The 24,562-nt window shown below is 66.9% G+C and carries 27 protein-coding genes; 21 read left to right on the top strand and 6 right to left on the bottom strand.

Annotation, left to right across the window (positions count from 1 at the left end; genetic code table 11):
• Window positions 1-8 precede the first annotated feature (8 nt).
• From ehuB to K5880_RS20280, 10 genes are all read left to right on the top strand, one after another.
• On the top strand, window positions 9-866 hold the full coding sequence (gene ehuB, locus K5880_RS20325) for an ectoine/hydroxyectoine ABC transporter substrate-binding protein EhuB (RefSeq protein ID WP_297656781.1): 858 nt from the start codon (window positions 9-11) through the stop codon (window positions 864-866).
• 95 nt (window positions 867-961) lie between these two features.
• Entirely contained in the window at window positions 962-1,636 is a 675-nt protein-coding gene (ehuC, locus tag K5880_RS20320) for an ectoine/hydroxyectoine ABC transporter permease subunit EhuC (RefSeq protein ID WP_297656884.1), read from the top strand.
• On the top strand, window positions 1,636-2,310 hold the full coding sequence (ehuD, locus tag K5880_RS20315; RefSeq protein ID WP_297656778.1) for an ectoine/hydroxyectoine ABC transporter permease subunit EhuD: 675 nt from the start codon (window positions 1,636-1,638) through the stop codon (window positions 2,308-2,310). Before ehuC ends, ehuD begins: the two co-directional genes overlap by 1 nt.
• Window positions 2,307-3,134, top strand: a complete 828-nt coding sequence (gene ehuA, locus K5880_RS20310) for an ectoine/hydroxyectoine ABC transporter ATP-binding protein EhuA (RefSeq protein ID WP_297656775.1) — start codon at window positions 2,307-2,309, stop codon at window positions 3,132-3,134. Before ehuD ends, ehuA begins: the two co-directional genes overlap by 4 nt.
• Window positions 3,135-3,258: 124 nt before the next feature.
• Window positions 3,259-3,984 (top strand): GntR family transcriptional regulator, encoded by a 726-nt coding sequence (locus tag K5880_RS20305; protein WP_297656772.1) that lies wholly within the window; start codon window positions 3,259-3,261, stop codon window positions 3,982-3,984.
• Between the two features lies 1 nt (window position 3,985).
• Window positions 3,986-4,825, top strand: a complete 840-nt coding sequence (locus tag K5880_RS20300; RefSeq protein ID WP_297656769.1) for a transporter substrate-binding domain-containing protein — start codon at window positions 3,986-3,988, stop codon at window positions 4,823-4,825.
• A 59-nt stretch (window positions 4,826-4,884) separates the two neighbouring features.
• Complete coding sequence (locus K5880_RS20295) at window positions 4,885-5,562, top strand: amino acid ABC transporter permease (protein ID WP_297656766.1); 678 nt, start codon at window positions 4,885-4,887, stop codon at window positions 5,560-5,562.
• 8 nt (window positions 5,563-5,570) lie between these two features.
• Window positions 5,571-6,236 (top strand): amino acid ABC transporter permease, encoded by a 666-nt coding sequence (locus K5880_RS20290; RefSeq protein ID WP_297656763.1) that lies wholly within the window; start codon window positions 5,571-5,573, stop codon window positions 6,234-6,236.
• Window positions 6,237-6,254: 18 nt separating this feature from the next.
• On the top strand, window positions 6,255-7,052 hold the full coding sequence (locus K5880_RS20285) for an amino acid ABC transporter ATP-binding protein (protein ID WP_297656760.1): 798 nt from the start codon (window positions 6,255-6,257) through the stop codon (window positions 7,050-7,052).
• Between the two features lie 19 nt (window positions 7,053-7,071).
• Window positions 7,072-7,998 (top strand): aminotransferase class IV, encoded by a 927-nt coding sequence (locus K5880_RS20280; RefSeq protein ID WP_297656757.1) that lies wholly within the window; start codon window positions 7,072-7,074, stop codon window positions 7,996-7,998.
• Between the two features lie 39 nt (window positions 7,999-8,037).
• Here K5880_RS20280 and K5880_RS20275 read toward each other — a convergent pair whose 3' ends face one another.
• The gene (locus tag K5880_RS20275; RefSeq protein WP_297656754.1) at window positions 8,038-9,078 is read right to left on the bottom strand and encodes a serine/threonine protein kinase; all 1,041 of its coding nucleotides are present in this window, start codon (window positions 9,076-9,078) and stop codon (window positions 8,038-8,040) included.
• 47 nt (window positions 9,079-9,125) lie between these two features.
• Here K5880_RS20275 and K5880_RS20270 point away from each other — a divergent pair, with 47 nt between their 5' ends.
• The 4 genes from K5880_RS20270 (at window position 9,126) to K5880_RS20255 (ending at window position 12,891) form a co-directional block, all read left to right on the top strand.
• Window positions 9,126-10,001, top strand: coding sequence for an SAM-dependent methyltransferase (locus tag K5880_RS20270; RefSeq protein ID WP_297656751.1), 876 nt, complete (start codon window positions 9,126-9,128; stop codon window positions 9,999-10,001).
• 155 nt (window positions 10,002-10,156) lie between these two features.
• On the top strand, window positions 10,157-11,344 hold the full coding sequence (locus tag K5880_RS20265; RefSeq protein WP_297656748.1) for a cation:proton antiporter: 1,188 nt from the start codon (window positions 10,157-10,159) through the stop codon (window positions 11,342-11,344).
• A gap of 2 nt (window positions 11,345-11,346) precedes the next feature.
• Window positions 11,347-12,471 carry a YbdK family carboxylate-amine ligase gene (locus K5880_RS20260; protein ID WP_297656746.1) on the top strand — a complete coding sequence of 375 codons (1,125 nt, stop codon included), beginning with the start codon at window positions 11,347-11,349 and terminating at the stop codon, window positions 12,469-12,471.
• 162 nt (window positions 12,472-12,633) lie between these two features.
• The gene (locus K5880_RS20255) at window positions 12,634-12,891 is read left to right on the top strand and encodes a hypothetical protein (RefSeq protein WP_297656743.1); all 258 of its coding nucleotides are present in this window, start codon (window positions 12,634-12,636) and stop codon (window positions 12,889-12,891) included.
• A gap of 3 nt (window positions 12,892-12,894) precedes the next feature.
• Here K5880_RS20255 and K5880_RS20250 read toward each other — a convergent pair whose 3' ends face one another.
• Window positions 12,895-13,725 carry an ABC transporter permease gene (locus K5880_RS20250; protein ID WP_297656740.1) on the bottom strand — a complete coding sequence of 277 codons (831 nt, stop codon included), beginning with the start codon at window positions 13,723-13,725 and terminating at the stop codon, window positions 12,895-12,897.
• 3 nt (window positions 13,726-13,728) lie between these two features.
• The gene (locus K5880_RS20245) at window positions 13,729-14,664 is read right to left on the bottom strand and encodes an ATP-binding cassette domain-containing protein (RefSeq protein ID WP_297656737.1); all 936 of its coding nucleotides are present in this window, start codon (window positions 14,662-14,664) and stop codon (window positions 13,729-13,731) included.
• 97 nt (window positions 14,665-14,761) lie between these two features.
• Here K5880_RS20245 and asd point away from each other — a divergent pair, with 97 nt between their 5' ends.
• On the top strand, window positions 14,762-15,613 hold the full coding sequence (asd, locus tag K5880_RS20240; RefSeq protein ID WP_297656734.1) for an archaetidylserine decarboxylase: 852 nt from the start codon (window positions 14,762-14,764) through the stop codon (window positions 15,611-15,613).
• 28 nt (window positions 15,614-15,641) lie between these two features.
• Window positions 15,642-16,871, top strand: coding sequence for a formate-dependent phosphoribosylglycinamide formyltransferase (gene purT, locus K5880_RS20235; RefSeq protein ID WP_297656732.1), 1,230 nt, complete (start codon window positions 15,642-15,644; stop codon window positions 16,869-16,871).
• Between the two features lie 221 nt (window positions 16,872-17,092).
• Here the strand turns inward: purT and K5880_RS20230 are convergent, their stop codons facing one another.
• Window positions 17,093-17,986 (bottom strand): LysR family transcriptional regulator, encoded by an 894-nt coding sequence (locus K5880_RS20230; RefSeq protein WP_297656729.1) that lies wholly within the window; start codon window positions 17,984-17,986, stop codon window positions 17,093-17,095.
• A gap of 113 nt (window positions 17,987-18,099) precedes the next feature.
• Between K5880_RS20230 and K5880_RS20225 the strand changes: the two genes are divergently transcribed.
• From K5880_RS20225 to K5880_RS20205, 5 genes are all read left to right on the top strand, one after another.
• A complete protein-coding gene (locus K5880_RS20225; protein WP_297656725.1) occupies window positions 18,100-18,777 on the top strand; it encodes an NAD(P)H-dependent oxidoreductase in 678 nt (225 codons plus the stop codon).
• Complete coding sequence (locus tag K5880_RS20220) at window positions 18,774-19,637, top strand: NAD(P)-dependent oxidoreductase (RefSeq protein ID WP_297656720.1); 864 nt, start codon at window positions 18,774-18,776, stop codon at window positions 19,635-19,637. The genes K5880_RS20225 and K5880_RS20220 overlap by 4 nt, the downstream gene beginning before the upstream one ends.
• A gap of 131 nt (window positions 19,638-19,768) precedes the next feature.
• On the top strand, window positions 19,769-20,317 hold the full coding sequence (locus K5880_RS20215; RefSeq protein WP_297656718.1) for a DUF3455 domain-containing protein: 549 nt from the start codon (window positions 19,769-19,771) through the stop codon (window positions 20,315-20,317).
• A gap of 134 nt (window positions 20,318-20,451) precedes the next feature.
• Window positions 20,452-21,015: a sigma-70 family RNA polymerase sigma factor gene (locus K5880_RS20210; protein ID WP_297656716.1), complete on the top strand. Its 564-nt coding sequence runs from the start codon at window positions 20,452-20,454 to the stop codon at window positions 21,013-21,015.
• A complete protein-coding gene (locus K5880_RS20205; RefSeq protein WP_297656714.1) occupies window positions 21,012-21,755 on the top strand; it encodes an anti-sigma factor in 744 nt (247 codons plus the stop codon). The genes K5880_RS20210 and K5880_RS20205 overlap by 4 nt, the downstream gene beginning before the upstream one ends.
• A 4-nt stretch (window positions 21,756-21,759) precedes the next feature.
• Here the strand turns inward: K5880_RS20205 and K5880_RS20200 are convergent, their stop codons facing one another.
• Window positions 21,760-22,224 carry a (2Fe-2S)-binding protein gene (locus K5880_RS20200; protein ID WP_297656711.1) on the bottom strand — a complete coding sequence of 155 codons (465 nt, stop codon included), beginning with the start codon at window positions 22,222-22,224 and terminating at the stop codon, window positions 21,760-21,762.
• Window positions 22,225-22,236: 12 nt separating this feature from the next.
• A complete protein-coding gene (locus K5880_RS20195; RefSeq protein WP_297656710.1) occupies window positions 22,237-24,510 on the bottom strand; it encodes a molybdopterin cofactor-binding domain-containing protein in 2,274 nt (757 codons plus the stop codon).
• Between the last annotated feature and the right edge of the window lie 52 nt (window positions 24,511-24,562).

Raw genomic sequence — 24,562 nt, 5'->3', positions numbered from 1 at the left:
AGCCCATCATGCAACCACAGCCCCCACTTCGTCGAACCCTCCTGGGTCTGCTCGGCGCTGCCGTGCTGGCCACCAGCGGCCTCGCCAGCGCGCAGACCACGCTGGAGAAGATCCGCGAGCAGGGTTTCATCCGCGTCGGCTTCGCCAACGAAGCTCCCTACTCGTACGCCAATGCCTCGGGCCAGCTCACGGGCGAATCGCCCACAGTGTTCAAGCACGTCATGCAGAAGCTGGGTGTCAAGGAAGTCGACGGCGTGCTGACGGAGTGGGGCGCGCTGATCCCGGGCCTGAAGGCCGGGCGCTTCGACGCCATCGTGGCCTCCATGTACATCACGCCCAAGCGCTGCGAACAGATCGTGTTCGCCGAGCCCACCTACGGCGTGGGCGAGGCGCTGGTCGTCAAGGCCGGCAATCCGGATGGCGTGAGCAACTACGCCGATGCGGTCTCCAAGGGAAAGAACATTGCCTTCGTGGCCGGCACGGCGGAAATCGAACATGGCAAGCTGGCCGGCATGAAGCGCGAGCAGCAGATGGTGGTGCCCGATTTCGCTGCCGCAGTGGCCGCCGTCAAGGCGGGCCGGGCGTCGGCCGCTGCCTTCACCTCGCTCACGGCGAAAGACCTCGCCGGCAAGGACGATGGTCTGGAGCGTGCCCAGCCCTTCACCTTCACCCACGGCGGCAAGATCTACAAGGGCGAAGGCTCTTTTGGTTTCCGCCCGGAGGACACCAGCCTGCGCGACGCGGTCAATGCCGAGCTGGCGAAGTTCATCGGTACCCCGGAACACCTGGCCATGACCGCCGAATTCGGCTTCGACAAGTCGAACCTGCCCGAGAAGACCGCCGCCCAGCATTGCGCGGGTGAGTGAATGAGCGCGCCCGGCAAGGTCGCGCCGTGACTTCCATTCCGCGTGCCTCGCCCGTGTGGGTGGCCACCGTGCTCGTCAGCTTCGTGGCGGGTCTGGTGGTTGCGAGTTTCGCGGGGTTTCGCGAGTTCCTGCCCGAGCTGCTGCGAGGCGCCCAGGTCACCGTGACGGTGGCGCTGGGCGGTGCTCTGCTGGCCACCGTCATGGCCGTGCTGGCCGGCCTGGCCAAGCTGTTCGGGCCGGCACCGCTGCGCTGGCTCGCGGTGGCCTACATCGAGACCTTTCGTGGCACCTCGGCGCTGGTGCAGCTTTTCTGGCTGTTTTTCGTGTTGCCGCATTTCGGCATCACGCTGGGGCCGATGACGGTGGGCATCGTCGCGCTCGGGCTCAACGTCGGAGCCTACGGGGCCGAGGTGGTGCGTGGCGCCATCCAGGCCATGCCGCGTGGCCAGTGGGAGGCCTGCACCGCGCTGAACTTCAGCCGCGGCGAGGCCTTGCGGCATGTCATCCTGCCCCAGGCCTTCGTGGCCATGATCCCGCCCTGGGGCAACCTGCTGATTGAGCTGCTCAAGGCCACGTCGCTGGTCTCGCTCATCACCTTGTCGGACCTGACCTTCAAGGCGCAGCAGATCAACCAGAACACCTTGCGCACCTTCGAGGTGTTCTCGCTCGTGCTGCTGATGTACCTGGTGCTCTCGGTGCTGATCACGCTGGGCGTGCGCGCGCTGGAGAAGCGCGCCACGCGTGGCCTGCGGCGCGGGAGGGTGGCCTGATGGACGCCATCTGGGACTGGGGCTACGCCTGGGAGGTGATGCCGATCCTGGCTGAGGCCTCGCTGGTCACCATCAAGGCCACCGTGATGGGCTTCGGGCTGGCCCTGGTGGTGGGCATGGCACTGGCCATCGGCCGCATGGCGGGGCCTGCGTGGTTGCGGCTGGCGGTGGGCGGCGTGGTCGAATTCATCCGCTCGACGCCCTTGCTGATCCAGATCTTCTTCCTGTACTACGTGATGCCGGAATTCGGCCTTGCGATGGACGCGATGCTTACCGGCGTGCTGGCCCTGGGCCTGCACTACGGCGCCTACTGCTCCGAGGTCTACCGCGCTGGGCTGGAGAACGTGCCCAAGGGTCAGTGGGAGGCGTCTGTCGCGCTGAACCTGTCGCCCTGGACCACCTTCAAGGACGTCATCCTGCCCCAGGCGATTCCACCCGTGGTGCCCGCGCTGGGCAACTACCTGGTCGCGCTGTTCAAGGAGACGCCGCTGCTGTCGGTCATCGCGGTGCTGGAGCTGATGCAGACCGCCAAGATCCTGGGCTCCGAGAGCTTCCAGTACACGGAGCCCATCACCCTGGTGGGGTTGTTCTTCCTGGTCTTCAGCCTGGTCTCCGCGGCCCTGATCCGGCAGCTCGAACAACACCTCAACCGACGCAGGAAGACGCGCACATGAACTCCCCACCAGACCTTGCCCACGGGCCCACCGACAGCCCGTGCGCCGATGGCACGCCCATGGTGCGGTTTGCTGAAGTCACCAAGCGCTACGGACCGTTGACCGTGCTTGATCGGCTCGACCTGGACATTGCCGCCAACGAGAAGGTCGCGATCATCGGCCCCTCGGGTTCGGGCAAGACCACAGTGCTGCGCATGCTGATGACGCTGGAGACCATTGACGGTGGCGTGATCGAGGTCAACGGCGAGCCGCTGACGCACATGCGGCGCGGGCAGGTGCTCGTGCCCGCTGACGCGGCCCACCTGCGGCGCATGCGCGCCCAGGTCGGCATGGTGTTCCAGCAGTTCAACCTGTTTCCGCACATGTCGGCGCTGAAGAACTGCATGCAGGCCCCCATGACGGTGCTCGGCCTGGGCGCGGACGAAGCCCGCGAGCGCGCCGGCGAGTTGCTGCGCATGGTCGGCCTGGGCGACAAGCTCGACCACTACCCGGCGCAGCTCTCGGGCGGACAGCAGCAGCGCGTGGCGATTGCGCGCGCGCTGGCCATGCGGCCCCGGGTGATGCTGTTCGACGAGGTCACTTCCGCGCTGGACCCCGAACTGTGCGGCGAGGTGCTCAACGTCATTCGGGAGCTCGGTCAGGCGCACGACCTGACCATGCTGATGGTCACCCACCAGATGGGCTTCGCGCGGGAGTTCGCCGACCGCGTCTGCTTCTTCGACCAGGGCCGCATCGCCGAGCAGGGTCCGGCACAGGCCTTCTTCGAGAACCCGCAGAGCGAGCGCACGCGGCAGTTCCTTCGGGCGGTGATGGACGCGGTCTGAGGTCGGCCCGGCCGCACCCGATGCAGGCCGGCATCGGGCAAAGGTCTGCGCCCCGGGTTTTCACCGGCTTGCGCCTGCGCAGATTTGCGCCTACATTGTTGACAATCGATCATCAGCACTCAAAGTGTCAACCGTCCCAACCACTTCATCCGAGCCTGCCGCCGACGCGTTCCGGGTGGGCAGGCTGCCCAAGCACACCTTCAGGCAACACATCGCGGAGAGCCTGCGTTCTGCAATCCTGGGCGGGCGCATCGCGCCGGGCACGCCGCTGGTGGAAACCGCGCTCGCGGCCCAGTTCGATGTGAGCCGGGGCCCACTGCGCGAGGCTATGCGCCAGCTCATCGAGGAGGGCCTGATCGTCTCCATCCCCTACACCGGCACGCATGTCATTTCGCTGTCCGTGGAGGATGTGCGCGAGATCTATTCCATGCGCGTGACGCTGGAGCGTTTCGCCTTCGAGCAGGCCTGGAACCGGCGGGACGACTACTTCCGCTCGGAACTGCGCAGGCGCCATGCCGTGCTCACCGAGAAGATCGACCAGGGCGACGACGAAGCAAGCATCCTGGCCGAGCTCGACTTTCATGGCCTGGTCTACGAAATCTCCGGTCACCGGTTGCTGCAGATCAGCTGGCGCAGCCTGCGCGGCCGCCTGCAGCTGTACTGGGCGGCACACCACCGGGCCAATGCCATGCGCGGCCCCCGCCGGGACGGCCACGACAGCTACATGGTCGCCGCCCTGGGCAACGACCTGTCGGCCATGCTGGCCGAGATCGCGGACCACATGAAACGTGGTGCGACCCAGACCGAAAACTTTCTTTCGCCTCCCCAACCGCTCTCGAAGGAGAACTGACATGACGATGAACCGCCGCCACACACTTGCGGGCATGGCCGCCGCTGGTCTTGGTCTGATGTGGGCGCCCCACGCGCTGGCCCAGGGCGCCAGCGCCCTGGGTGCCATCAAACAGCGCGGCGTGCTGCGCGTTGGCGTGACCCAGGCGCCGCCCTGGTACTCGAAAGATCCCCGAACGGGCGAGTGGTCGAGCGGCCTGGGTGTGTCCATGGGCAAGTCCATGGCCAGCGCGCTGGGGGTGAAATTCGAAGCCGTCGAAGTCACATGGGGCACCGCCATTGCCGCTCTGCAAAGCAACAAGATCGACATCATGTACATGCTGGACGCGACCCCGGAGCGCGCACAGGCGGTGGACTTTCCCAAGGCGCCATTGCTCTTCTATTCCATGGCCGTTCTCGCCCGCGATGATCTCGCTGTCACCCGGTGGGAAGACCTGAACCAGGCCAGCGTGCGCATCGCCGTGCCGCAGGCCAGCAGCATGGACCGCTTTCTCACGGAAAACGTGGGCAAGGCGACGATTCAGCGCTTTCCCGGCAACTCCGAAGCCATTGCCGCGTTCCAGGCGGGCCGGGCCGACGCGGTCTGCCTGTTCCATCCGCCCCTGCTGGCCGCGCGCCAGCGCCTGGGTCGCGGCAAGATCGTGGTGCCCACGCCGGCGCAGTCGCAACCTTCCAGCGCAGCCGTGCGCCGCGAGGACAACAAGGACTTCCTGAACTTCGTGGACGAGGCCCTCGCCGCTCACTACAAGAGCGGCCAGACGCAGAAGTGGTACGAGGAGTTCCTGGTCGGCTTTGGCCTGGACCCGAAGGCATCGCCGCCGGTCATGAAGGAAATGCTCTGAGGCTCTGAGCCTGCGGGCACCCGGGCGCTCCGTCTTCACCCCCCCGCGCAAGGCACGGCATGTACGAATGGGACTTCTCCCCCGTGTTCCTCAACGCGGGCATGCTGGCGCAGGGCCTGGCCAACACGCTGAAGGTGACGGGCAGCGCGTTGGCCTTCGGCATCCCGCTGGGTTTGGCGCTGGCCCTGTTGCGGCTGTCCAGCCGCCGGCTGCTGGCATGGCCCGCGGGTTTCGTGATCGAGTTCTTCCGCACGACGCCCCCGCTGGTGCAGCTGTTCTGGTTCTTCTTCGCGCTGCCCATCCTCATCCAGGTCGAGATGACACCCTACCTGGCGGCCACGCTGACCTTCTCCATCCAGTCCGCCGCGTTCTTCGCCGAAGTGTTTCGCGGCGGCATCGTTTCCATCGAGCGCGGGCAATGGGAGGGAGCGCGAGCGATCGGCATGTCCGAATCACAGGTCATGCGCCGGGTCATCCTGCCCCAGGCCGTCAAGCGAATGATCCCTGCGTTCATGGAGCGCGCCATCGAGCTCATGAAGACCACCACCCTGGTGGCCACGGTCTCGTACGCCGATCTGCTGTTCCAGGCCAATGAACTGGCTCAGAAGACGTTCCGCCCGCTGGAGGTGTTCACCGTCACGGCGCTGATCTACTTCATCTTCATCTTCTGCGTCAGTGTGCTGGCCCATCGGCTTGAACGCCGGCTGGCAGTCAGTGGCGAAACCACCGTGCATTGAGGCCTGCCATGGACTACGCCTGGGATTTCGCTTCGGTTTTCGCCAACACGGATGCGTTGCTGGTCGGGGCGGTGGGCACGTTGCGAATCTTCGTGATCTGCCTTGTGTGTGGTCTGAGCCTGGGTCTGGTGGTCGGCCTGGCCCGATACTCCACGCGCAAACTGTTCTATCTGCCCGCCAGCCTGTTCGTGGAGTTCTTTCGCAACACGCCGGTGCTGGTGCAGATCCTCTGGTTCTACTTCGCCCTGCCGATGCTGGTGCCGTTCGAGGTCTCGTCGCTGATGGCCGCCGCGCTGGGCATTTCGCTGAACTCCGCCGCCTTTTCGGCGGAAATCTACCGCGGCGGCATCCAGTCCATCGAACGCGGTCAGTGGGAGGGTGCGCGCGCACTGGGCATGAGCACGGCGCAGGCCATGCGCCGGGTGATTCTGCCGCAGGCGCTCAAGCGCATGCTGCCGGCCATGACCAACCGCGGCATCGAGATCTTCAAGATGTCGACGCTGGCCTCGGCCGTGTCCTATGCCGAGATGTTGCAGCAGGGCAAGCTGATCGCCTCTCTGAATTACAACCCGATCGAGGTCTATACCGTGATCGCGCTGGCCTTCTTCGCCTTCCTGTTCCCGCTGGTGCAGGCCACCTACGCGCTGGAGCGCAGGTTGCGGCGATCAGACTGAAAACCCACGGGCCTGCCCATGACTTCCACATCCCCCCCAACGTTGCTTCGCATCCGCGGCTTGCGCAAGCAGTTCGGCACCAACGAGGTGCTCAAAGGCATCGATCTCGACGTGCATCCCGGCGACCGCATCGCGGTGCTGGGCGCGTCGGGATCGGGCAAGAGCACGCTGCTGCGCTGCATCAACTTCATGGAAATGCCCAGTGCCGGCACGATCGAGCTGGCCGGGCAGGCCATAGGGTCGGCCCTGCCGCAGCGCCACGATGGGACGCAGCGCCGCTACACCGAGGCCGAACTCACCCGTGTGCGCCAGCGTGCGGGCATGGTGTTCCAGCAGTTCAACCTGTTTCCTCACATGACGGTGCTGGGCAACGTGGCCGAAGGCCTGCGCACGGTGCAGCGCATGCCACGCGAGGCAGCGCTGGAGAAGGCGCGCAGCCAGCTGGCGCGCGTCGGCCTGGCGGAGAAAGCCGACGAATACCCGGCGCGCCTCTCTGGTGGGCAGAAGCAGCGCGTGGCCATTGCACGCGCCCTGGCCATGGAGCCCGAGCTGCTGCTGTTCGATGAGCCCACGTCCGCGCTGGATCCGGAACTGGTCGGCGAGGTGCTGCGGGTGATCCGGGCCCTTGCGCAGGAGGGGCGCACCATGTTGCTGGTGACCCACGAGATTGGCTTCGCATACCACTTCGCCAACCGCGTCCTGTTCATCGCCGATGGCGTCATCCACGAATCGGGCACGCCCGACGAAGTGCTCAAACACCCGCGCGAGAAACGCACCCAGGATTTCCTCGCGCGCCACAACGAATTCAGCTTCTGAAGACTTGAAAGAAACCCGCATGTCTGCCACTCCCCACTCCACCACCGAAAGCGCGCAGGGCTATTTGCCGGATCCTCGCAACGAGAACGTGCTGATCTACGTCAACGGCGCGTTCGTCCCCCGGCACGAAGCCCGGGTGTCCGTGTTCGACAGCGGCTTCGTCCTCGGTGACGGCATCTGGGAGGGCCTGCGGCTGGTCAAGGGCAAGCTCATCAGCCTGGAGGCGCACCTGGACCGCCTGTTCGAAGGGGCCGCGTCCATTGCGCTGAACATCGGCATGACGCGCGAGCAGGTGGCCGAGGCCATGTACGCCACGCTCGAGCGCAACGACATGCACGATGGCGCGCACCTGCGCCTGATGATCACGCGCGGCGTCAAGAAAACGCCCAACCAGGATCCGCGCTTTGTCGTGGGCGGAGCGACAGTGGTCATCGTGGCCGAATTCAAGACACCCAAACCCGAGGTGCAGGCCAGGGGCCTTTCCCTGCTGACATCCACGTTCCGCACCAGCAGCCCGGACGTGTTTGACCTGCGCCTCAATTCACACAGCCGCCTGAACCTGATCCAGGCCCTGATGCAGGCCATCCACATGGGGGCCGACGAGGCGCTCATGCTCGACCCGCGAGGCTTCGTGGCCAGCTGCAATTCCACCAACTTCTTCATCGTGCGCAAAGGGGAGCTGTGGACATCCACCGGGGCCTACAGCTTCAAAGGCATCACGCAGAAGAAGGTGCTCGATGTCTGGCGCGCCGATGGACGTCCCGCAAGCGAATGCGACTACACGCTGGCCCAGGTGTACTCGGCCGACGAGGCGTTCGTCACCGGCACCCTGGGCGGTGTCACCCCCGTCACCCGGATCGATGGCCGCGCTATCGGGGACGGCAAGCCCGGGCCCATGACGCGACTGGCCAGCGAGCTGTATCTGAGCGCTGTACTGACGCAGTGACGGTGGCGCTCGGGCGCGGGTGGCGCGGCCCTGCTCGGCTCAGGCCATCAGCGGCTCGCCCTGCATCTCCTCGATCTGCTCGACCAGCATGTCCACCTGGCCCTGCCAGTAGTCGCGGCTGCCGAACCAGGGAAAGTTGATCGGGAAGGCCGGGTCGTCCCAGCGGCGCGCGATCCAGGCGCTGTAGTGGATCAGGCGCAACGTGCGCAACGGCTCGATCAGCGCGAGCTCGCGCCGGTCGAACGGTCGGAACTGCTCGTAGCCGTCAATCAGCGCGCCGAGTTGCTGCGTCTGCTGGCGGCGGTCTCCACTGAGCAGCATCCACAGGTCCTGCACGGCCGGCCCGGTGCGCGCGTCGTCCAGGTCCACGAAGTGCGGGCCGGCGCCGGGCTGGCCTTCGGGTGTCCAGAGGATGTTGCCCGGGTGGCAGTCGCCGTGCAGGCGGATGCGCCGGATGCCGTCCTCGTCCACTGCCGCATCCGGCTTGAGCACCGCGTGCACCTCGATCAGCGCCAGCGCTTCTTCGAGCGCGGCGGCCCAGGCGGTGCGCACCTCCTTGGCGATCGCGCCATGTTCCATCAGCCAGTCGCGCGGCTCGTGCGCGAAGCTCGCGGCGTCCAGCGCGGGGCGTTCGACAAACGGCCGCGCCGCGCCCACGCTGTGGATGCGGGCCAGGAAACGACCCGTCCATTCAAGCACCTCGAAGTCCTCGAGCTCGGGCCGGCGGCCACCGCGGCGCGGGCTTACGGAAAAGGCGAAGCCATTGAAGTGGTGCAGCGTCTGGCCCTGCACGCGCAGTGGCGGCACCGCGGGGATTTCGGCCGCCACCAGCTCCTCGGCGAAGGCATGCTCTTCCCCGATCTGCGCATCGCTCCAGCGCCCGGGCCGGTAGAACTTCGCCACCACCTGGTCCACCCCGTCGAGCGGCGACTCCAGGTGGATCTGGTAGACACGGTTCTCGAAGCTGTTGAGCGCGCTCATGCGCCCGTCGCCCCACAGGCCGATGTGGGCCAGCGCGTCCTGCACCACGTCGGGGGTGAGTGCGCTGTAGGGGTGGCTGCTGTCGTGCTCTGAGGTCATGCACGATTGTCGCCGCTGGGCGACCCGCACCTCTCTATGATCGGCGCATGTCGAAACACAAGGCCTCCGCACGAGCCGCGCCCACGCTGCAGCAGCAACTGCCCGAACTGCGGCCGGGCCAGTCCATCGCCCTGCTGCAGGAGCTGCACATCCTCACGCGCGAGGGCAAGCTCAACCAGGACACGCGGCGCAAGCTCAAGCAGGTCTACCACCTGGTGCAGTTCATCGAGCCGCTGCTGGCCGAGGTACTGGCCGCGCGCGGAGACGTCACACTGGCCGACCACGGCGCGGGCAAGTCCTACCTGGGCTTCATCCTGTACGACCTGTTCTTCAAGGACAAGACCGCCGGGCGAGTGACCGGCGTGGAAACGCGCACCGAGCTGGTCGACAAGTCGCGCGCGCTGGCCGAAAAGCTCGGTTTCGCGCGCATGGATTTTCTCGCGGCGACCGTGCAGGAATCGCTTTCCCACCCCGATCTGCCCGAGCGCATCGACGTGGTGACCGCGCTGCACGCCTGCGACACCGCCACCGACGACGCCATTCGCTTTGGCCTGGCGAAACAAGCCAGCCACATGGTGCTGGTGCCCTGCTGCCAGGCGGAGGTGGCCGGTGTGATGCGCCAGCACAAGGCGCTAAGCCTCTCACGCACGCCACTGGCCGAGCTGTGGCGTCACCCGCTGCATACGCGCGAATTCGGCAGCCAGATCACCAACGTGCTGCGCTGCCTGCAACTCGAAGCACATGGTTACACCGTCACGGTGACCGAACTGGTGGGCTGGGAACATTCGATGAAAAACGAGTTGATCCTGGCCCGTAGAATGCACCCGGACCGCGCAGGTGCTCGTGAACGGGCCCGACTCCGCCTGGAGCAGGTGCTCGAAGAGCTGCACCTGCGAGAACTCGCGCAGCGCTTCGCGGTCTGACCATCCCCCGCGGCCGGTACGCCGAGCCGCGGTTTCCGATTCGAGTCCCGGTCTTCGATGCAGCGCTTCGCTGACGCCGGGTTGCCAGCAGGGTCGCCGGTGCGCCACGCACCACCGTGGCACCGCCCCCAGGCCACCAACCAGGAGTCCCGCCCATGGTCACTGATTACAACTTCCTGCTGCAGTCGATCGCCTGGCCTCTGATGCTGCTGCTGGCCTGGTTTGTCGGCGAGCGCGTCTATGAAGCCTGGCATCTGCCGCGCGTCTCGAGTTACGTTGCCGTGGGCCTCCTGGGTGGCCTCGTCAACCTGCCGGGTCTGACCAACGACGTGCCGGGCCTGCCGTTTCTGGCCAATGTCGCGCTCTCGCTGGTGCTGTTTGAACTCGGCTACCGCATCAACCTGCGCTGGTTCCGCCACAACCCCTGGGTGCTGCTGCTCGGCGTGGTGGAGTCGGCCGTCACCTTCGGCGCGATCTACTGGGCCAGCGCCTGGTTCGATCTCACCGTGGACCTGCGCCTCATCATCGCGGCGCTGTCCGTTTCCGCCTCGCCGGCCGGCATCGTGCGTGTGGCCAACGAGCTGCGCAGCGCCGGGCAGGTGACCGAGCGCGTGCTGCACCTGTGCGCCATCAACTGCCTGATGTCGGTGATCGCGCTCAAGGTGGTCGTGGGCTACTGGTACCTCAGCACCTCGGGGGACCTGGTGCTGGCCTCCTTCGGCAGCATGTACGTGGTGGCGATCTCGCTCGCGGTGGGCTGCCTGCTCGGCGTGGCCGTGCCCTGGCTGCTGCGCCGACGCAGCACGCACGAGCGGGGCGTCACCGTGGTGTTCGCCCTGTCGGTGCTGCTGCTCACCACCGCGGCATATGGCCTCAAGCTCTCGCCCCTGCTGGCCGCGCTCACCTTCGGCATCGTGGCGCGCGAGCGGCGTGTGCACCTGACCAACGCGCAGCGCGACTTCGGTACCGGTGGCGATCTGCTCTCGGTGTTCCTGTTCGTGTACATCGCCTCGCTGCTCGACTGGGCCGATGTCGGCACCGGCATGCTGCTGGGATGCTGGTTGATCCTGGTGCGCACGGCCTCCAAGGTGGGCTGCAACCTGCTGGCGGCGCGCCTGTCCGGCATCACCGAACGCAAGGGCCTGCTCACCGGCCTGGCGCTCACGCCCATGTCGGCGTTCGCGATCCTGCTGCTGGAACAGAGCCGCCTGTATGGCTTTGCGCCGGCGGTGCAGGTGCTTTCGGTCATGGCCGGCATGATGCTGCTGCAGGAGCTGCTGGGCCCGGTGGTCACGCAGCGCACGCTGATGGTGGCGCACGAAACCCACGTGACCAAGGAGTAGCCATGCCATTGGAAGAATTCAAGTCCTCCGACTCGCTCACCATGGGTGTGGAGCTCGAGCTGCAGCTCGTCAATTCCTACGACTTCGACCTCTCCAGCAGCGCCAACGACCTGCTCGAACTGCTGCGGCGCAAGCCCTTCCCGGGCGTGGTCACGCCCGAGATGACGCAGAGCATGATCGAGATCGCCACCGACGTGCAGCGCGAGCACGGCCCGCTGCTGGCGCAGCTGCAGCAGATCCGCAACACGCTGGTGGTGGCGGGCGACCGGCTCAACATCGAGATCGCCGGTGGCGGCACGCACCCGTTCCAGCGCTGGTTCGAGCAGCGCATCTTTTCCAAGCCGCGCTTCCAGCAGCTCTCCGGGCTCTATGGCTATCTGGCCAAGCAGTTCACCGTGTTCGGCCAGCACGTGCACATCGGCTGCTCGAATGCCGACGAGGCGCTGTTCCTGCTGCACTCCCTCAACCGCTACGTGCCGCACTTCATCGCGCTGTCGGCCTCCTCCCCGTTCTCCCAGGGCGTGGACACGCTGTTCGATTCGGCGCGCCTCAATTCGGTGTTCGCGTTCCCGCTCAGCGGCCGTGCGCCCTTCATGCTGAGCTGGGAAGAGTTCGCCAACGTCTACTTCACCAAGATGGAGAGCACCGGCGTGGTCAAGTCCATGAAGGACTTCTACTGGGACATCCGGCCCAAGCCCGAGTACGGCACGATCGAGCTGCGCGTGTGCGACACGCCGCTGACGGTGGAGCGCGCCGCCGGCCTGGCCTGCTACCTGCAGGCGCTGTGCCGCCACCTGCTGGAACGCAACGAGCCGCCGCCCGAAGAGGACGACTACCTGGTCTACACCTACAACCGTTTCCAGGCCTGCCGCTTCGGGCTGGACGGCATGATGGTCAACCCCCGAACGCGCGAGCAGATCAGCATCCGTGAAGACATCCTGGCCACGCTGCGTCTCCTCGCGCCACACGGCGTGGCCTTGAACTCGCTGGCCGCGCTCGACGAGATCGAGCGCACGGCCGGCCGCTCGGGCAACCACGCCACGTTCCTGCGCAACCAGTTCCAGGAGACAGGCAGTGTGCAATCGGTGGTGCGGGCCAGCGTGGAGGCCTTGCGCCGCGGGCCGTGACGGATGTCACGGGTGGGGCGTAGGCGCATCGCACCCCGTGTCAGGCAAGTTCCTACAGCGCGAATGGGTGTGCACCGACTTAACGGTCCGGAAGGCGATCGATACAGTTTGTTTCATCGACAGCCCGTTTGTGACACCCCTCTTCACCGTTAGGAATCCGCCATGTCCACCACCGCCACCCGCCTCAATCCCTTCGTCCTGATGCTCGATCCGGAGGCCGTGATCAGCGCCATGGAGAGCAGCGCCAACCTGCGCGGCCTGCGCCAGCGCATCTGCCGCCCGCTGGACAAGCCCCTGATCCCGAAGATCTACGACACCGCTGCGCGCGAATACGACGCCGTGATCGAAGCCGAAGACTTCATGGATTCCGGCAGCGAGCTGTACTGCGAAGCCCAGCCTGCGCTGCACGCCGTGCATTGAGTGCTACCTGGCGAATCTCTTGCGCGTGAGCGCGAGCGCCAGCCAGAAAGCGGCCACGGTATAGGCCAGCAGCACCAACGCATGGAGCCACGGCTGGGAAGGCCACTGGTCCATGAAGAGCGGTCGCACCAGCTCGATCGCGTTGGTCAGCGGCAGCCAGTCCGACACCACCCGCACCGCGTGCGGCAACTGCTCCCGCGGAAAGAACACCCCCGAGAGGAACATCATGGGTGTCAGGAACAGGGTGAAGTAGTAGGTGAAGAAGTCGTAGCCCTGCGCCAGGGCGTTGAACACCAGGGCAATGCACGAGAACGTGATGCCCACGCCCAGCAGCACCGGCCAGGCCAGCAGCAGCTTGGGTGAATGGCTGATGCCCAGCGCGAGCATCACGCCCATGATGGCCGTCACCGAGAACAGGGCCTTGAATCCGGCCCACAGCATTTCGGCCAGCACCACATCGTCCAGGCTCACCGGCGCGTTCATGATGCCGTCCCAGGTTTTCTGCACGTGCATGCGCGAGAACGCCGAGTACAGCGCCTCGAAGCTGGCCGCGTTCATCGCGCTCATGCAGATGCTGCCACTGGCGAGGAACAGGATGTAGGGCACGGCCACGCTACCTTGTGGCGTGCTCATGTTCACCTGCCCCACCAGCGCACCCATGCCATAGCCAAAGGCCACCAGCCACATCAGCGGCTCGGCGATGTTGCCCACCAGGCTGGGAATGGCGAGCTTCTTCCAGACCAGCAGGTTGCGCAGGAACACGGGCCACCATCTCATGGAGATTCGAGGCGGGGACCAATGGGAAGGCGTTGCAGTCAGTGTCTGTGTGTTCATGGTCTACCCATCTTCCCGAATCTGCCGGCCTGTGAGTTTCAGGAACAGATCCTCCAGATTCGCTGGCCGGTGCAGCGTGCGCAGGTGGTGGTGCGCACCCAGCGCCGCCAGCAGCGGCATGGCCTGAGCGGTGTAGAAGAAGACCGTCTCGCCGCTCACTTCCACGCGAGCGGCCAGTGCGCGAATGGCGGCATGTTCTTCGGCCTGGGCCAGCGCCAGCGCACCGTTGCCGTACACCTCCACCACGTCGGGCTCCAGGTGCTGCGCGATCAGTTCGCGCGGGCGGCCTTCGGCGATCTTGCGGCCATGGTCCAGCACCAGCAGGCGCGAGCACAGGCGCTCGGCCTCGTCCATGAAGTGCGTGGTCAGCAGGATGCTCTTGCCTTGCTGCAGCAGCATCTGCAGGCGTTCCCACATCAGGTGGCGCGCCTGGGGGTCCAGGCCAGTGGTGGCCTCGTCGAGCATCAGCAGTTTCGGGTCGTTCACCAGCGCACGCGCCAGCGACAGGCGCCGCTTCATGCCGCCCGAGAGTTCACCGGGCCTGGCATCGGCCTTGTGCGCGAGCGCGGCGAAATCGAGCAGTTGCGGGATGCGCGCACGTACCTGGTGGGCCGGCAGGCCGAAGTAGCGGCCGTAGACCAGCAGGTTTTCCTCGCACGAGAAGTCCGGATCCAGCGTGTCCATCTGGCTCACCACGCCGAGCTGCGCCTTGATGGCCAGCGCGTCGCGCGGCATGTCCAGGCCGAAGGCGGTGATGCTGCCCGCGTCTGGCGCGGTCAGGCCCAGGCACATGCGGATGGTGGTGGTCTTGCCCGCGCCGTTGGGTCCGATCACGCCCAGGCATTCGCCGGGATGGATGGCAAAACCCAGGTCGCTCACCACGGTGTTGTCGCCATAGTGTTTGACCAGGTGGCGGCATTCGAACAGCGTGTCTGTCATGTGCCGGCATTGTGCCTGCTCACCCGGGACGCCGCAGGCACGAGCCCTACAATGCGGGGCTGCCCGAGAGGGTCTTGTCGCACCGGATTCCCCACCCATGTCTTTCGCCGTTTCCCTGCAATACCTGTTCCCGAAGCGCGCGCTCACCGAGTTTGGTGGCTGGGTGGCCAATGGCCGGTGGGGCGCCATCACGCAGTGGATCATTCGGCGCTTCATCCGCAAGTACGGCGTGAACATGGCCGAGGCCGCGAACCCGGACCCGACGGCCTACGCGAGCTTCAATCAGTTCTTCACCCGCGCGCTGCGGCCTGACGCCCGGCCGCTGGCCGCCGCCGCCTTCGTCTGTCCGGTGGACGGCGCGATCAGCCAGTTCGGCGCCATCGCGCGCGACCAGATCTACCAGGCCAAGGGCCACACCTACAGCACGCGCGCGCTGGTCGGTGGTGACGCCGCGCTGGCCGCGCTGTTCGACGACGGCGCCTTCGCCACGATCTACCTCAGCCCGAAGGACTACCACCGCATCCACATGCCGGCGACGGCCACGCTGCGCCGCATGGTGCATGTGCCCGGCGAGCTGTTTTCAGTGAACCCGGCCACGGCGCAGGGCGTGCCGGGGCTGTTCGCGCGCAACGAGCGCGTCGTCTGCGTGTTCGACCTGCAGGTGGGCGAGGCCACCGTGCCCTTCGTGCAGGTACTGGTGGGTGCGACCATCGTTGGCAGCATGGCCACCACCTGGCACGGCGTGGTGAACCCGCCGCGCCCGGGCACGGTGCGCGAGTGGATCTACGACGACAGCCCGGTGCACCTGCAGCGAGGCGAGGAGATGGGCCGCTTTCTGCTCGGTTCGACCGTGGTGCTGCTCTGGCCGCGCGACACCATCGCCTTCCATTCCGACTGGGCGCCCGGCAACACCGTGCGCCTGGGCGAGGCCATGGGCGACGCCCTCTGAGTTCTTCTCTTTTCCTCCTGGAGGTTTCATGACCACGCTCGGCACCCCCCTGTCTCCTTCGGCCACCCGGGTCATGCTGCTCGGCTCGGGCGAGCTCGGCAAGGAGGTGCTGATTGCGTTGCAGCGCCTGGGGGTGGAGACCATCGCGGTGGACCGCTACGACAATGCGCCCGGCCAGCAGGTGGCGCACCACGCGCGCACCATCACCATGAGCGACCCGGCGCAACTCAAGGCGCTGATCGAGGCCGAGCGCCCGCACCTGGTGGTGCCCGAGATCGAGGCGATTGCCACGCCCATGCTGCAGGAACTCGAAGCCGCCGGCGTGGTGCGCGTTATCCCCACCGCGCGCGCCGCGCGCCTGACCATGGACCGCGAAGGCATCCGCCGCCTGGTCGCCGAGACGCTGGGCCTGCCGACCAGTCCCTACGCGTTCTGCGACTCGCTGCAAGAACTGCAGGCCGCGATCGAAGGAACGGACAACGGTGGTCAAGGCGGCAGTGGCATCGGCTACCCCTGCATCGTCAAGCCGGTGATGAGCAGCAGCGGCAAGGGGCAGAGCAAGATCGACGGACCGGCCGATGTGCAGAAGGCCTGGGACTACGCCATGTCGGGCGGCCGGGTCGGACCGGGCCGCGTCATCGTCGAGGGCTTCATCGCCTTCGACTACGAAATCACCCAGCTCACCGTGCGAGCGCTCGGGCCCGACGGTCAGGTTGAAACCCACTTCTGCGACCCGATCGGCCACCTGCAGGTCAGTGGCGACTACGTGGAGAGCTGGCAGCCGCACCCCATGACGCCCGCTGCGCTGGCCGAATCGCGCCGCATTGCCCAAGCCGTGACCGACGACCTCGGCGGCCTGGGCCTGTATGGCGTCGAACTGTTCGTCAAGGGCGACCACGTGTGGTTCAGCGAAGTGAGCCCGCGCCCGCACGACACCGGCATGGTGACCATGATCACGCAGTGGCAGAACGAATTCGAACTGCATGCGCGCGCCATCCTCGGTCTGCCGGTGTCCACCGAATTGCGCAGCCCGGGCGCCAGCGCGGTCATCTACGGTGGCGTGGACGCGACCGGCATTGCCTTCGACGGTGTGGACGAGGCCTTGCGCGTACCGCAGACCGAGCTGCGCCTGTTCGGCAAGCCCGAGAGCTTCACGAAGCGCCGCATGGGCGTGGCACTGGCGTTTGATGCCGATGTGGACAGGGCCCGCGAACAGGCCAGGTTGGCGGCCTCGAAGGTCCGGCCGCATCAGGCCTGAGACCGGTTCGGCCATTTTCTGAACGGCAGTACGCCCATCTTCCATCTTGATGGGTGGCACCTCGTGGGCGCCAGGGCTGGACCGCAGCTCCCGGCCAAGGTCAGGCCCGGGCCGCCGAAGTCGGACTTGTCCCGAGCTTGTCGCGGGACCACCGGGACCCGTCGCTGGAAAAGCCGGTCGTGACCCGCATCACGACGTGCGGAAGCCACGCTGTACTCAGCTCAGCCGAGCCTGGTCTTCACAAAATCGACAAAAGTACGTACTCGCCGGGGCAAGTGTTGGCGAGAGGCGTAGAGCAGTGTCAGCGCACTGTCGAAGTTGGTCGCGGTCGCCTCGTACTTGGGAAACAGATCGACCAGGCGACCCGCCGCGATGTCGGTGTCGATCAGCCAGTCTCCCAGCAGCGCGGGACCCCAGCCATCCAGTGCGGCGCGGTGCAGCGCCAACGCGGTTGACATCACCAGCCACCCACTGACCGGCACGATTTCGATCTGACCGGCGCGGTCCCGGAACGTCCACTGTGTGCGATAGCCTGGTAAAGGAAAGCGCAGGCATTCGCATTGGGTGAGGTCCGAAGGGACGCGCGGCCTGCCATTTTTTTGCAGATATGCAGGACTGGCACAGACCCGGAAGCGAATGGGTCGCAGCTGCATGCCGATCAGCGACGAGTCGTTTGCAGGTCCAAGGCGCAGCGCCACATCAATGCGCTGCGACACCACATCCACCACGGCATCGCTGAGAAGCAGATCGACTTCCAGTGCCGGGTGCTCGGCGTGCAGTGCCGGTAAAAGTGGTACCAGCATCGCCTGACCATAGGCCACCGATGCGGTCACGCGCACGGTACCGCGCACCTGTTCCGTACTGGTCTGCAGCTCTTCGTTCGCGACCTCGAGTTCCTCCAGGATTGGGCGCACTCGTTCAAGGTAGATCGCTCCAGCCTCGGTCAGTGCCACCTTGCGTGTCGTTCGCTGCAGCAGGCGCGCGCCCAGTGTGGCCTCAAGCGTTGCGACCGCGCGCGTCACCGCTGACGGATCGAGGGCGAGCCGTCGCGCCGCATGGGCGAAGCTGCCTTGCTCCGCGACTTCCACGAAGGCTCTCAGGTGCTGGATGTCCATGCGCGATTATTGCAATAGCTACAAGAAAGCAGTGTGTGCCGTCGGCTGTTCGTTGTGGTTGCAATCACCGAACCTTCGGTCATCGCAACCCCGAAGCACCACAGGAGAACGTCATGACTGCAAGAAAGCCCATCACCCTGGTACGCATAGACGCCAGCGCCCGCAGCGAAGGATCCTTCAGCCGCCACCTCGCCGACGCCACGGAGATGGCCTGGCAAGAGGCCCATCCGGAGGGCGTCGTCGTTCACCGCGATCTGGCACTCGAACCCATACCTCACATCCACAAACTGACGATCCAGGGTTACTACACGCCAGCGGCCGCGATGACGCCAGAACTGCGCGCAGCCACGGCACTATCGGACTCGCTGATTGCCGAGATCAAGGGCGCGCACACCATCCTGATCAGCAGCCCGATTTACAACTTCTCGCTGCCCTCGTCGCTGAAGGCGTGGATCGACCAGATCGTGCGAATCGGCCACACCTTCGCCTACGAAGACGGTGAATTCAGCGGCCTGGTGGTGGGCCCGCGCGCGGTGCTCGCGCTGTCCTACGGTGCTGACGGATACCAGGGTCCACTGGCTCGGATGGATCACCTGCGGCCCTACTTGTCAGCACTGCTGAGCTTTGTCGGCATTGTCGACGTTCAGGTGCTCAGCGTCGAAGCGACCACCGGCGATTCAGCCACCGCACAAGCTGCGCTCGACGCCGCTACCGCGCAGGCGCGCACGCTGTTCAATGCTGCACCGACCACACATGCTGCGCAAATCCGTATCGCAGGAGAACTCGCATGAGCCGCATCACCGTTCTTGGCCTGGGCGCGATGGGCTCGCGCATGGCAATCCGCCTTCTGGGAGCTGGCCATGCCGTGACGGTTTGGAACCGTTCCCCGCAGGCAACCGTGCCTTTGCGCACGCTGGGGGCATTGATCGCCGAGACCCCGATCCAGGCCGTTGAAAGCGCGGAGCTTGTCATCTCGATGGTGTTCGACGACACCGCCTCCCGATCCGTCTGGCTGGACGAGCAGACCGGCGCGCTCGCGGGACTCGCTCCCACCGCGCTGGCCATTGAATCGAGCACTCTGACACCCGGTTGGCTGCAAGAGCTCGGCGCTGCGATGAAAGTTCGCAACATCGCATTTGTCGACGCACCCGTGGCCGGTTCGAGACCGCAGGCCGACGCAGGCCAGCTCATTTTCATGGCCGGTGGAGAAACCGCTGCCGTCGAGCGGGTCCGTTCGATCCTGCTTCAGCTGGGAGGTGCGCTGCACCATGTCGGCCCGCTCGGAAGCGGCGCATGGTTGAAACTGGTGGTCAATGCCTTGTTTGCCACACAGGTGGCGGCGATGGCCGAGCAACTGGCGTTGCTGCGCGCTGCGGGTGTTGATGCAGAACGCGCACTCGGCGCGTTGAAGGCAATGCCAGTCCTGAGTGCTGCTGCAGGCGGAGCTGCCACGCTGATGCTGGCACGGAACTACACACCGCAGGCCCCCGTCGATCTGATCACGAAGGATCTCACCTACGCATTGAATTCAGCCGAACATGTGGGAACGGCACTTCCTGTGACGGAAGCGGTTGCCCAACGGTTCATGGCAGCGGCTGTCGCGGGCTTTGGACCGGAGAACCTTGTGGCGGTCATGAAGTTGCATGGTTGAGCTCTCGATCTTTTGGCCGCCATTTCATCCAATTTGCCCGCGGCTGCATCCAAAACCCGCATTGGCGAGTAGTGGAAGCAGTGGCGCTGTCCTGCGCCGCTGTCCACAACCCACCACTGAGGAGTTTTCCCATGATCGTCAAGACCACCCTGGCCGCCACCGCGGCCCTCGCCCTGTCTGCCTGCGCGTCCGGCATGGGCGCGTCCCCCATGATGTTTTCGCAGGACAGACTGCCCGATGCCGTGAAGGTCCCCGCTGGCCACACGGTGGCCATGGAAACCGTGGGCGTGGGCCAGATCACCTACGAATGCCGCGCGAAGAAGGACATGGCCGGTCAGTTCGAGTGGGTCTTCGCTGGCCCGGATGCCCGGCTGCTCGACCGCAGCGGCAAGCAGGTCGGCAAGTACTACGGCCCGCCCGCCACCTGGGAAGCCATGGACGGGTCGAAGTTCACCGGCACGCAGCTCGCCGTGGCACCGGGTGGCGCGGGCAACATCCCGTTCCAGCTGGTCAAGTCCAACCCGGTCATGGGCAGTGGCGCCATGACCGGCGTGACCTATGTGCAGCGCGCGGCCACCCAGGGTGGCGTGGCACCGGCCGCGCCCTGCGGTGCGTCCAACATGGGTGCCCGGCAGATCGTGCAGTACCAGGCCGACTACATCTTCTACAAGGCCTCCTGATGCCACGCTGGCGGCGCGGGCAAGGTGTGCGCACCGCCGGCCCGCGGGGATCGGCTAGTATGGCCGGCAGTCCCGCGACCCCGTGCCCGACCGCATCGGGTCGCGGCATCGATGCACTGCCGGTTCACTGACCCTTGCGCCTTCCCGACCCCGACGCCTTCGACCACGATGCCGCCCTGGCCGCCTGCGCGCGGGGCGAGCGTGCGGCCCTGCGCCGCCTGTACGAACGAGAAGGGCGTTTTTTGCTCGGCGTGGCACTGCGCATCGTGCGCGACCGCGCCACCGCCGAGGACGTGTTGCACGACGCTTTCATGAACATCTGGACCAAGGCCGCGACCTTCGACGCCCGTCGCGGCGCAGGCCGGGGCTGGATGGTCGGCATCGTGCGCCACCGCGCGCTGGATGCCGTGCGCGCCGGCGCGCGCACCGTTTCTGCTGACGAGGAGACGATGGATGCCCTGCGGGATGACGAGGATGCTGCCCCCGACATGGCCGACGCCTTCGCCACGCGTGCCGACCTTGGCCGGCTCGACGACTGCCTGGCACGGCTGGATGCCGCCAAGCGCAACTGCGTGCTCTACGCCTACCTCGACGGCTGCACGCACACCGAGATCGCCGAGCGCCTGGGCGCGCCACTGGGTTCCGTCAAGGCCTGGATTCGCCGCGGCCTCACCTCGTTGCGGGAGTGCCTCGCGTGAACAGGCCAGACCACGATCCCGTCGACGAGCTGGCCTCGGCCTACGTGCTGGGCACGCTCTCGACCGCGCACCGGCGCGAGGTGCAGCAGCGCCTGGGGGCGCATGACACCGCGCTGCGCGCCGCCGTGGACCGCTGGGAAGAACGTCTGCTGCCGCTGACCGCGCTGGCCGAGCCGGTGGAGCCTTCGCCGGCCCTGTGGTCGCGCATCGAAGGCGCGATTGCCGATCAGGCCGCGCCCGCCGCTGCGGTGCCGGTGCGACCCCGTCCATCCGTGCGGACCAGCGCCTGGCAACGCTGGTGGAACAGCCTGACCTTCTGGCGCGCGGTCGCGGCCACGGGTTTCGTGGCGGCCTCGGTGGTGGCGCTGCTGCCGGCCAGCGGCCTGTTCGCGCCTGCCGCGCCGCAGTACATGGTGGTGCTGGTGGCGCCCGACAGCACGGCACCGGGCTGGATCGTGAAGACCAGCGGCAGGGACCGCCTGCAGCTGGTGCCGCTGGGCACGACGGCCGTGCCCGCGCAACGCTCACTGCAGTTCTGGACCAAGGCCGACACCTGGAGCGCACCGGTTTCGCTCGGCCTGGTGCAGCCCGGCCAGGCGCTGGAAGTGAAGATCGACCAACTGCCGCCGCTGGTGCCCAACCAGCTGTTCGAGATCACGCTGGAGCCCTACAACGGCTCGCCCACCGGCCGCCCGACCGGCCCCATCCTCTACATCGGGCGTTCGGTCAAGCTGACCTGAACGTTCAGGTGGCGGGCAAGGCCTTGGCGGCCTGGTGGATGGCGACGCGGATGCGCGGGTAGGTGCCGCAGCGGCACAGGTTGCCGCTCATGGCCGCGTCGATCGCCGCGTCGTCGGGCCGGGGGTTGTCCTTGAGCAGCGCGCAGGCGCTCATGAGCTGCCCGCTCTGGCAGTAGCCGCACTGCACCACATCCACCTCGGTCCAGGCCGCGCGCAGCGCCTCGGCCTGCGGGCCTTGCAGGCCTTCGATGGTGGTGATGTCCTGGCCCGCGACCGCCGAGACCGGCGTGACGCAGGACCGGATGGCGCTGCCGTTGGCGTGTACCGTGCAGGCGCCGCACAGCGCCATGCCGCAACCAAACTTGGTACCGGTGAGCCGCAGGTCGGCGCGCAGCACCCACAGCAGCGGGGTGTCGGGTTCGGCCTCGACGGTGACGGCCTGGCCGTTGACGGTGAGCGTGGTGGACATGTCGTGGGGTCCTCAAGCCAGTTTCAGGGGAAGGCTGCGCAGGCGCTGGCCGGTGAGCGCGAACAGCGCGTTGGCCACGGCGGGCGCAATCGGCGGCACCCCGGGCTCGCCCACGCCCTCGGGGTGGCCGGCGCCCGGCAGGATCACGCATTCCACGTCGGGCGCCTCGTTCAGGCGCAGGATGGGCTGGTCGTGGAAGTTGCCCTGCTGCACCTGGCCCTCGACGATGTCCACCTCGCCGTGCAGCGCGGCCGACAGGCCGAAGATGACCGCACCCTCCAGCTGCTGGCGCACGCCGGCAGGGTTGACCGCCAGACCGCAATCGATGGCGCACCAGACGCGGTGCACACGGATGGTCTTGTCGGAAGCCATCGAGACCTCGGCCACCTGTGCCACCGTGGAGCCGAAGGAGTCGTGCAGCGCGATGCCGCGTGCGGTCTTCGCGCCATCGGGCGCGGGCTTTGAGGCCGTGCCCCAGCCGGCGGCCCGGGCCACGGCCTGCAGCACCGCGAGCTGCCTGGGATGGTTTTGCAGCAGGGCTTCGCGAAACGCCAGCGGGTCCTTGCCTGCCGCATGCGCCACCTCGTCCAGAAAGCCCTCCTTGAAGAAGGCCTGGTGCGAATGCCCTACCGAGCGCCAGAAGCCCACCTGCAGCGGCAGGTCGACGTTGATGTGCGCGATGCGCGCGGCTGGCCACTCGTAGGCCTGGTCGAACGCGCCTTCGCTGGCGGTCTTGTCCGGGCCGCCGCCTGGCAGTCCGAAGGTGCGCCTCAGCACCTGCGGCACGATGGCCTGGCCGGCGCTGATGTTCTTCCATGCCACCAACACGCCCTGGGCATCGAGGCCCGCCTCGAAGCGCGCCGCGCAGGCGGGGCGGTACAGGTCGTGGCGCGTGTCCTGCTCGCGGCTCCAGATCGTCTGCACCGGCTGACCCGGCATGGCCCTGGCAATCGCCGCGGCCTGGGCAATGAAGTCGACCTCGAGCCGGCGGCCGAAACCGCCGCCGAGCAGCAGCACATGCACCGTGACGGCCTCGTCCGGCAAGCCCAGCGCCTCGGCGGCGGCCGCGCGGGCCAGCCCGGGGACCTGCGTCGACACCCAGACCGTCGCCTTGTTGCCCTCGAACAGCACGGTGCAGTTGATGGGTTCCAGCGCCATGTGCGCGAGGTAGGGCGCGCGGTACTCGGCCTCGATGCGCCGGGCGGCGCCGGCCAGCGCGGCATCGGTTTCGCCACGCTCGAAGAACGCATAGCCCTCTTCGGCGCGCGCGGTGCGCTCGAGCTGCTCCATCACGTCCTTGCTGTTGAAGCTGGCGAGTTCGCCGTGGTCCCACTGGACGTCGATCGCCTGCGCGGCTTTGCGTGCGCGCCAGGGGTGGTCGGCGATCACGGCCACGCCACCGGTACCGCCGCGCAGCGGCGCCACTTCGGTCACGGCCTTCACGCCCGGTACCGCGCGTGCTGCGGCATCGTCGAAGCGCAGCGGCTTCCCACGCAGCGTGGGGCACATCTTCACGCTGGCGTGGAGCAGCCCGTCGGGCAGCGCGTCGATGCCGAAGCGCGCGCTGCCGTCGATCTTGCCGGGCGTGTCGATGCGCCGCGTGGCCTGGCCGATGAGGCGGAAGCGCTCGGGCGTCTTGAGTGCCGGCTTGCGCGGCAGCGGTTGTTGCGCCGCGGCGGCCGCCAGTGCGCCATAGCCCAGGCGGCGGCCATCGGGCGCGATCACCTCGCCGCGCTCGGCGCTGCAGTCTTCCGGCGCGATGCCCCACTGGGTGGCCGCGGCGGCCACCAGCATCGCGCGCGCGGACGCACCGGCCTGGCGCATCGGCAGCCACAGGTCCTTCACACTGGACGAGCCGCCGGTCATCATCACGCCAACCTCTCGCATGGTCTTGGCGACGAGCCAGCGGGTGGCGTCCAGCACCACGCTGTCGGTGTCCGGGTGCACTGGCAGGCCGTCGACCACGGAAGCCACGTTGTTGTAGATCTTGTCGATCGGCGAGGCCTGCCAGGTCACGCGCGACCAGTCGGCATCCAGCTCCTCGGCCAGCAGCATGCACAGCGAGGTGACCACGCCCTGGCCCATCTCGCTTCTGGCCAGCATCACCGTGACCGTGCCATCGCGCGCGATCCGGACCCAGCCGTTGAAAGCGATCTCCCCCTCTCCGGTGGGTAGCGGTTGCGAGGTGGTGAGCCGCTGGCGCGGTGGCAGCACACTCCAGCCGATCACCAGCGCGCCGGTGACGGACAGGGTGCCGAGGATGAACTTGCGTCGGGTGGAGGCCATGACGTGTCTCGAAGCTGTTTGGGCACAGCATAAACCCGTTGGCCTGGGTTGG

The organism is Hydrogenophaga sp., from assembly GCF_025699295.1.
Taxonomy (GTDB): Bacteria; Pseudomonadota; Gammaproteobacteria; order Burkholderiales; family Burkholderiaceae_C; genus Hydrogenophaga.
This window is presented reverse-complemented; position numbering and strand designations above follow the sequence as displayed.

Coding starts and splice junctions, on each gene's coding strand:
- purT (WP_297656732.1), top strand. CDS start 15,642: ATGACCACGCTCGGCACCCCCCTGTCTCCTTCGGCCACCCGGGTCATG.
- ehuD (WP_297656778.1), top strand. CDS start 1,636: ATGGACGCCATCTGGGACTGGGGCTACGCCTGGGAGGTGATGCCGATC.
- ehuB (WP_297656781.1), top strand. CDS start 9: ATGCAACCACAGCCCCCACTTCGTCGAACCCTCCTGGGTCTGCTCGGC.
- K5880_RS20250 (WP_297656740.1), bottom strand. CDS start 13,725: ATGAACACACAGACACTGACTGCAACGCCTTCCCATTGGTCCCCGCCT.
- K5880_RS20230 (WP_297656729.1), bottom strand. CDS start 17,986: ATGGACATCCAGCACCTGAGAGCCTTCGTGGAAGTCGCGGAGCAAGGC.
- asd (WP_297656734.1), top strand. CDS start 14,762: ATGTCTTTCGCCGTTTCCCTGCAATACCTGTTCCCGAAGCGCGCGCTC.
- K5880_RS20290 (WP_297656763.1), top strand. CDS start 5,571: ATGGACTACGCCTGGGATTTCGCTTCGGTTTTCGCCAACACGGATGCG.
- K5880_RS20285 (WP_297656760.1), top strand. CDS start 6,255: ATGACTTCCACATCCCCCCCAACGTTGCTTCGCATCCGCGGCTTGCGC.
- K5880_RS20265 (WP_297656748.1), top strand. CDS start 10,157: ATGGTCACTGATTACAACTTCCTGCTGCAGTCGATCGCCTGGCCTCTG.
- K5880_RS20225 (WP_297656725.1), top strand. CDS start 18,100: ATGACTGCAAGAAAGCCCATCACCCTGGTACGCATAGACGCCAGCGCC.
- K5880_RS20195 (WP_297656710.1), bottom strand. CDS start 24,510: ATGGCCTCCACCCGACGCAAGTTCATCCTCGGCACCCTGTCCGTCACC.
- K5880_RS20295 (WP_297656766.1), top strand. CDS start 4,885: ATGTACGAATGGGACTTCTCCCCCGTGTTCCTCAACGCGGGCATGCTG.
- K5880_RS20200 (WP_297656711.1), bottom strand. CDS start 22,224: ATGTCCACCACGCTCACCGTCAACGGCCAGGCCGTCACCGTCGAGGCC.
- K5880_RS20300 (WP_297656769.1), top strand. CDS start 3,986: ATGACGATGAACCGCCGCCACACACTTGCGGGCATGGCCGCCGCTGGT.
- K5880_RS20215 (WP_297656718.1), top strand. CDS start 19,769: ATGATCGTCAAGACCACCCTGGCCGCCACCGCGGCCCTCGCCCTGTCT.
- ehuA (WP_297656775.1), top strand. CDS start 2,307: ATGAACTCCCCACCAGACCTTGCCCACGGGCCCACCGACAGCCCGTGC.
- K5880_RS20255 (WP_297656743.1), top strand. CDS start 12,634: ATGTCCACCACCGCCACCCGCCTCAATCCCTTCGTCCTGATGCTCGAT.
- K5880_RS20220 (WP_297656720.1), top strand. CDS start 18,774: ATGAGCCGCATCACCGTTCTTGGCCTGGGCGCGATGGGCTCGCGCATG.
- K5880_RS20270 (WP_297656751.1), top strand. CDS start 9,126: ATGTCGAAACACAAGGCCTCCGCACGAGCCGCGCCCACGCTGCAGCAG.
- K5880_RS20280 (WP_297656757.1), top strand. CDS start 7,072: ATGTCTGCCACTCCCCACTCCACCACCGAAAGCGCGCAGGGCTATTTG.
- K5880_RS20260 (WP_297656746.1), top strand. CDS start 11,347: ATGCCATTGGAAGAATTCAAGTCCTCCGACTCGCTCACCATGGGTGTG.
- K5880_RS20245 (WP_297656737.1), bottom strand. CDS start 14,664: ATGACAGACACGCTGTTCGAATGCCGCCACCTGGTCAAACACTATGGC.
- K5880_RS20275 (WP_297656754.1), bottom strand. CDS start 9,078: ATGACCTCAGAGCACGACAGCAGCCACCCCTACAGCGCACTCACCCCC.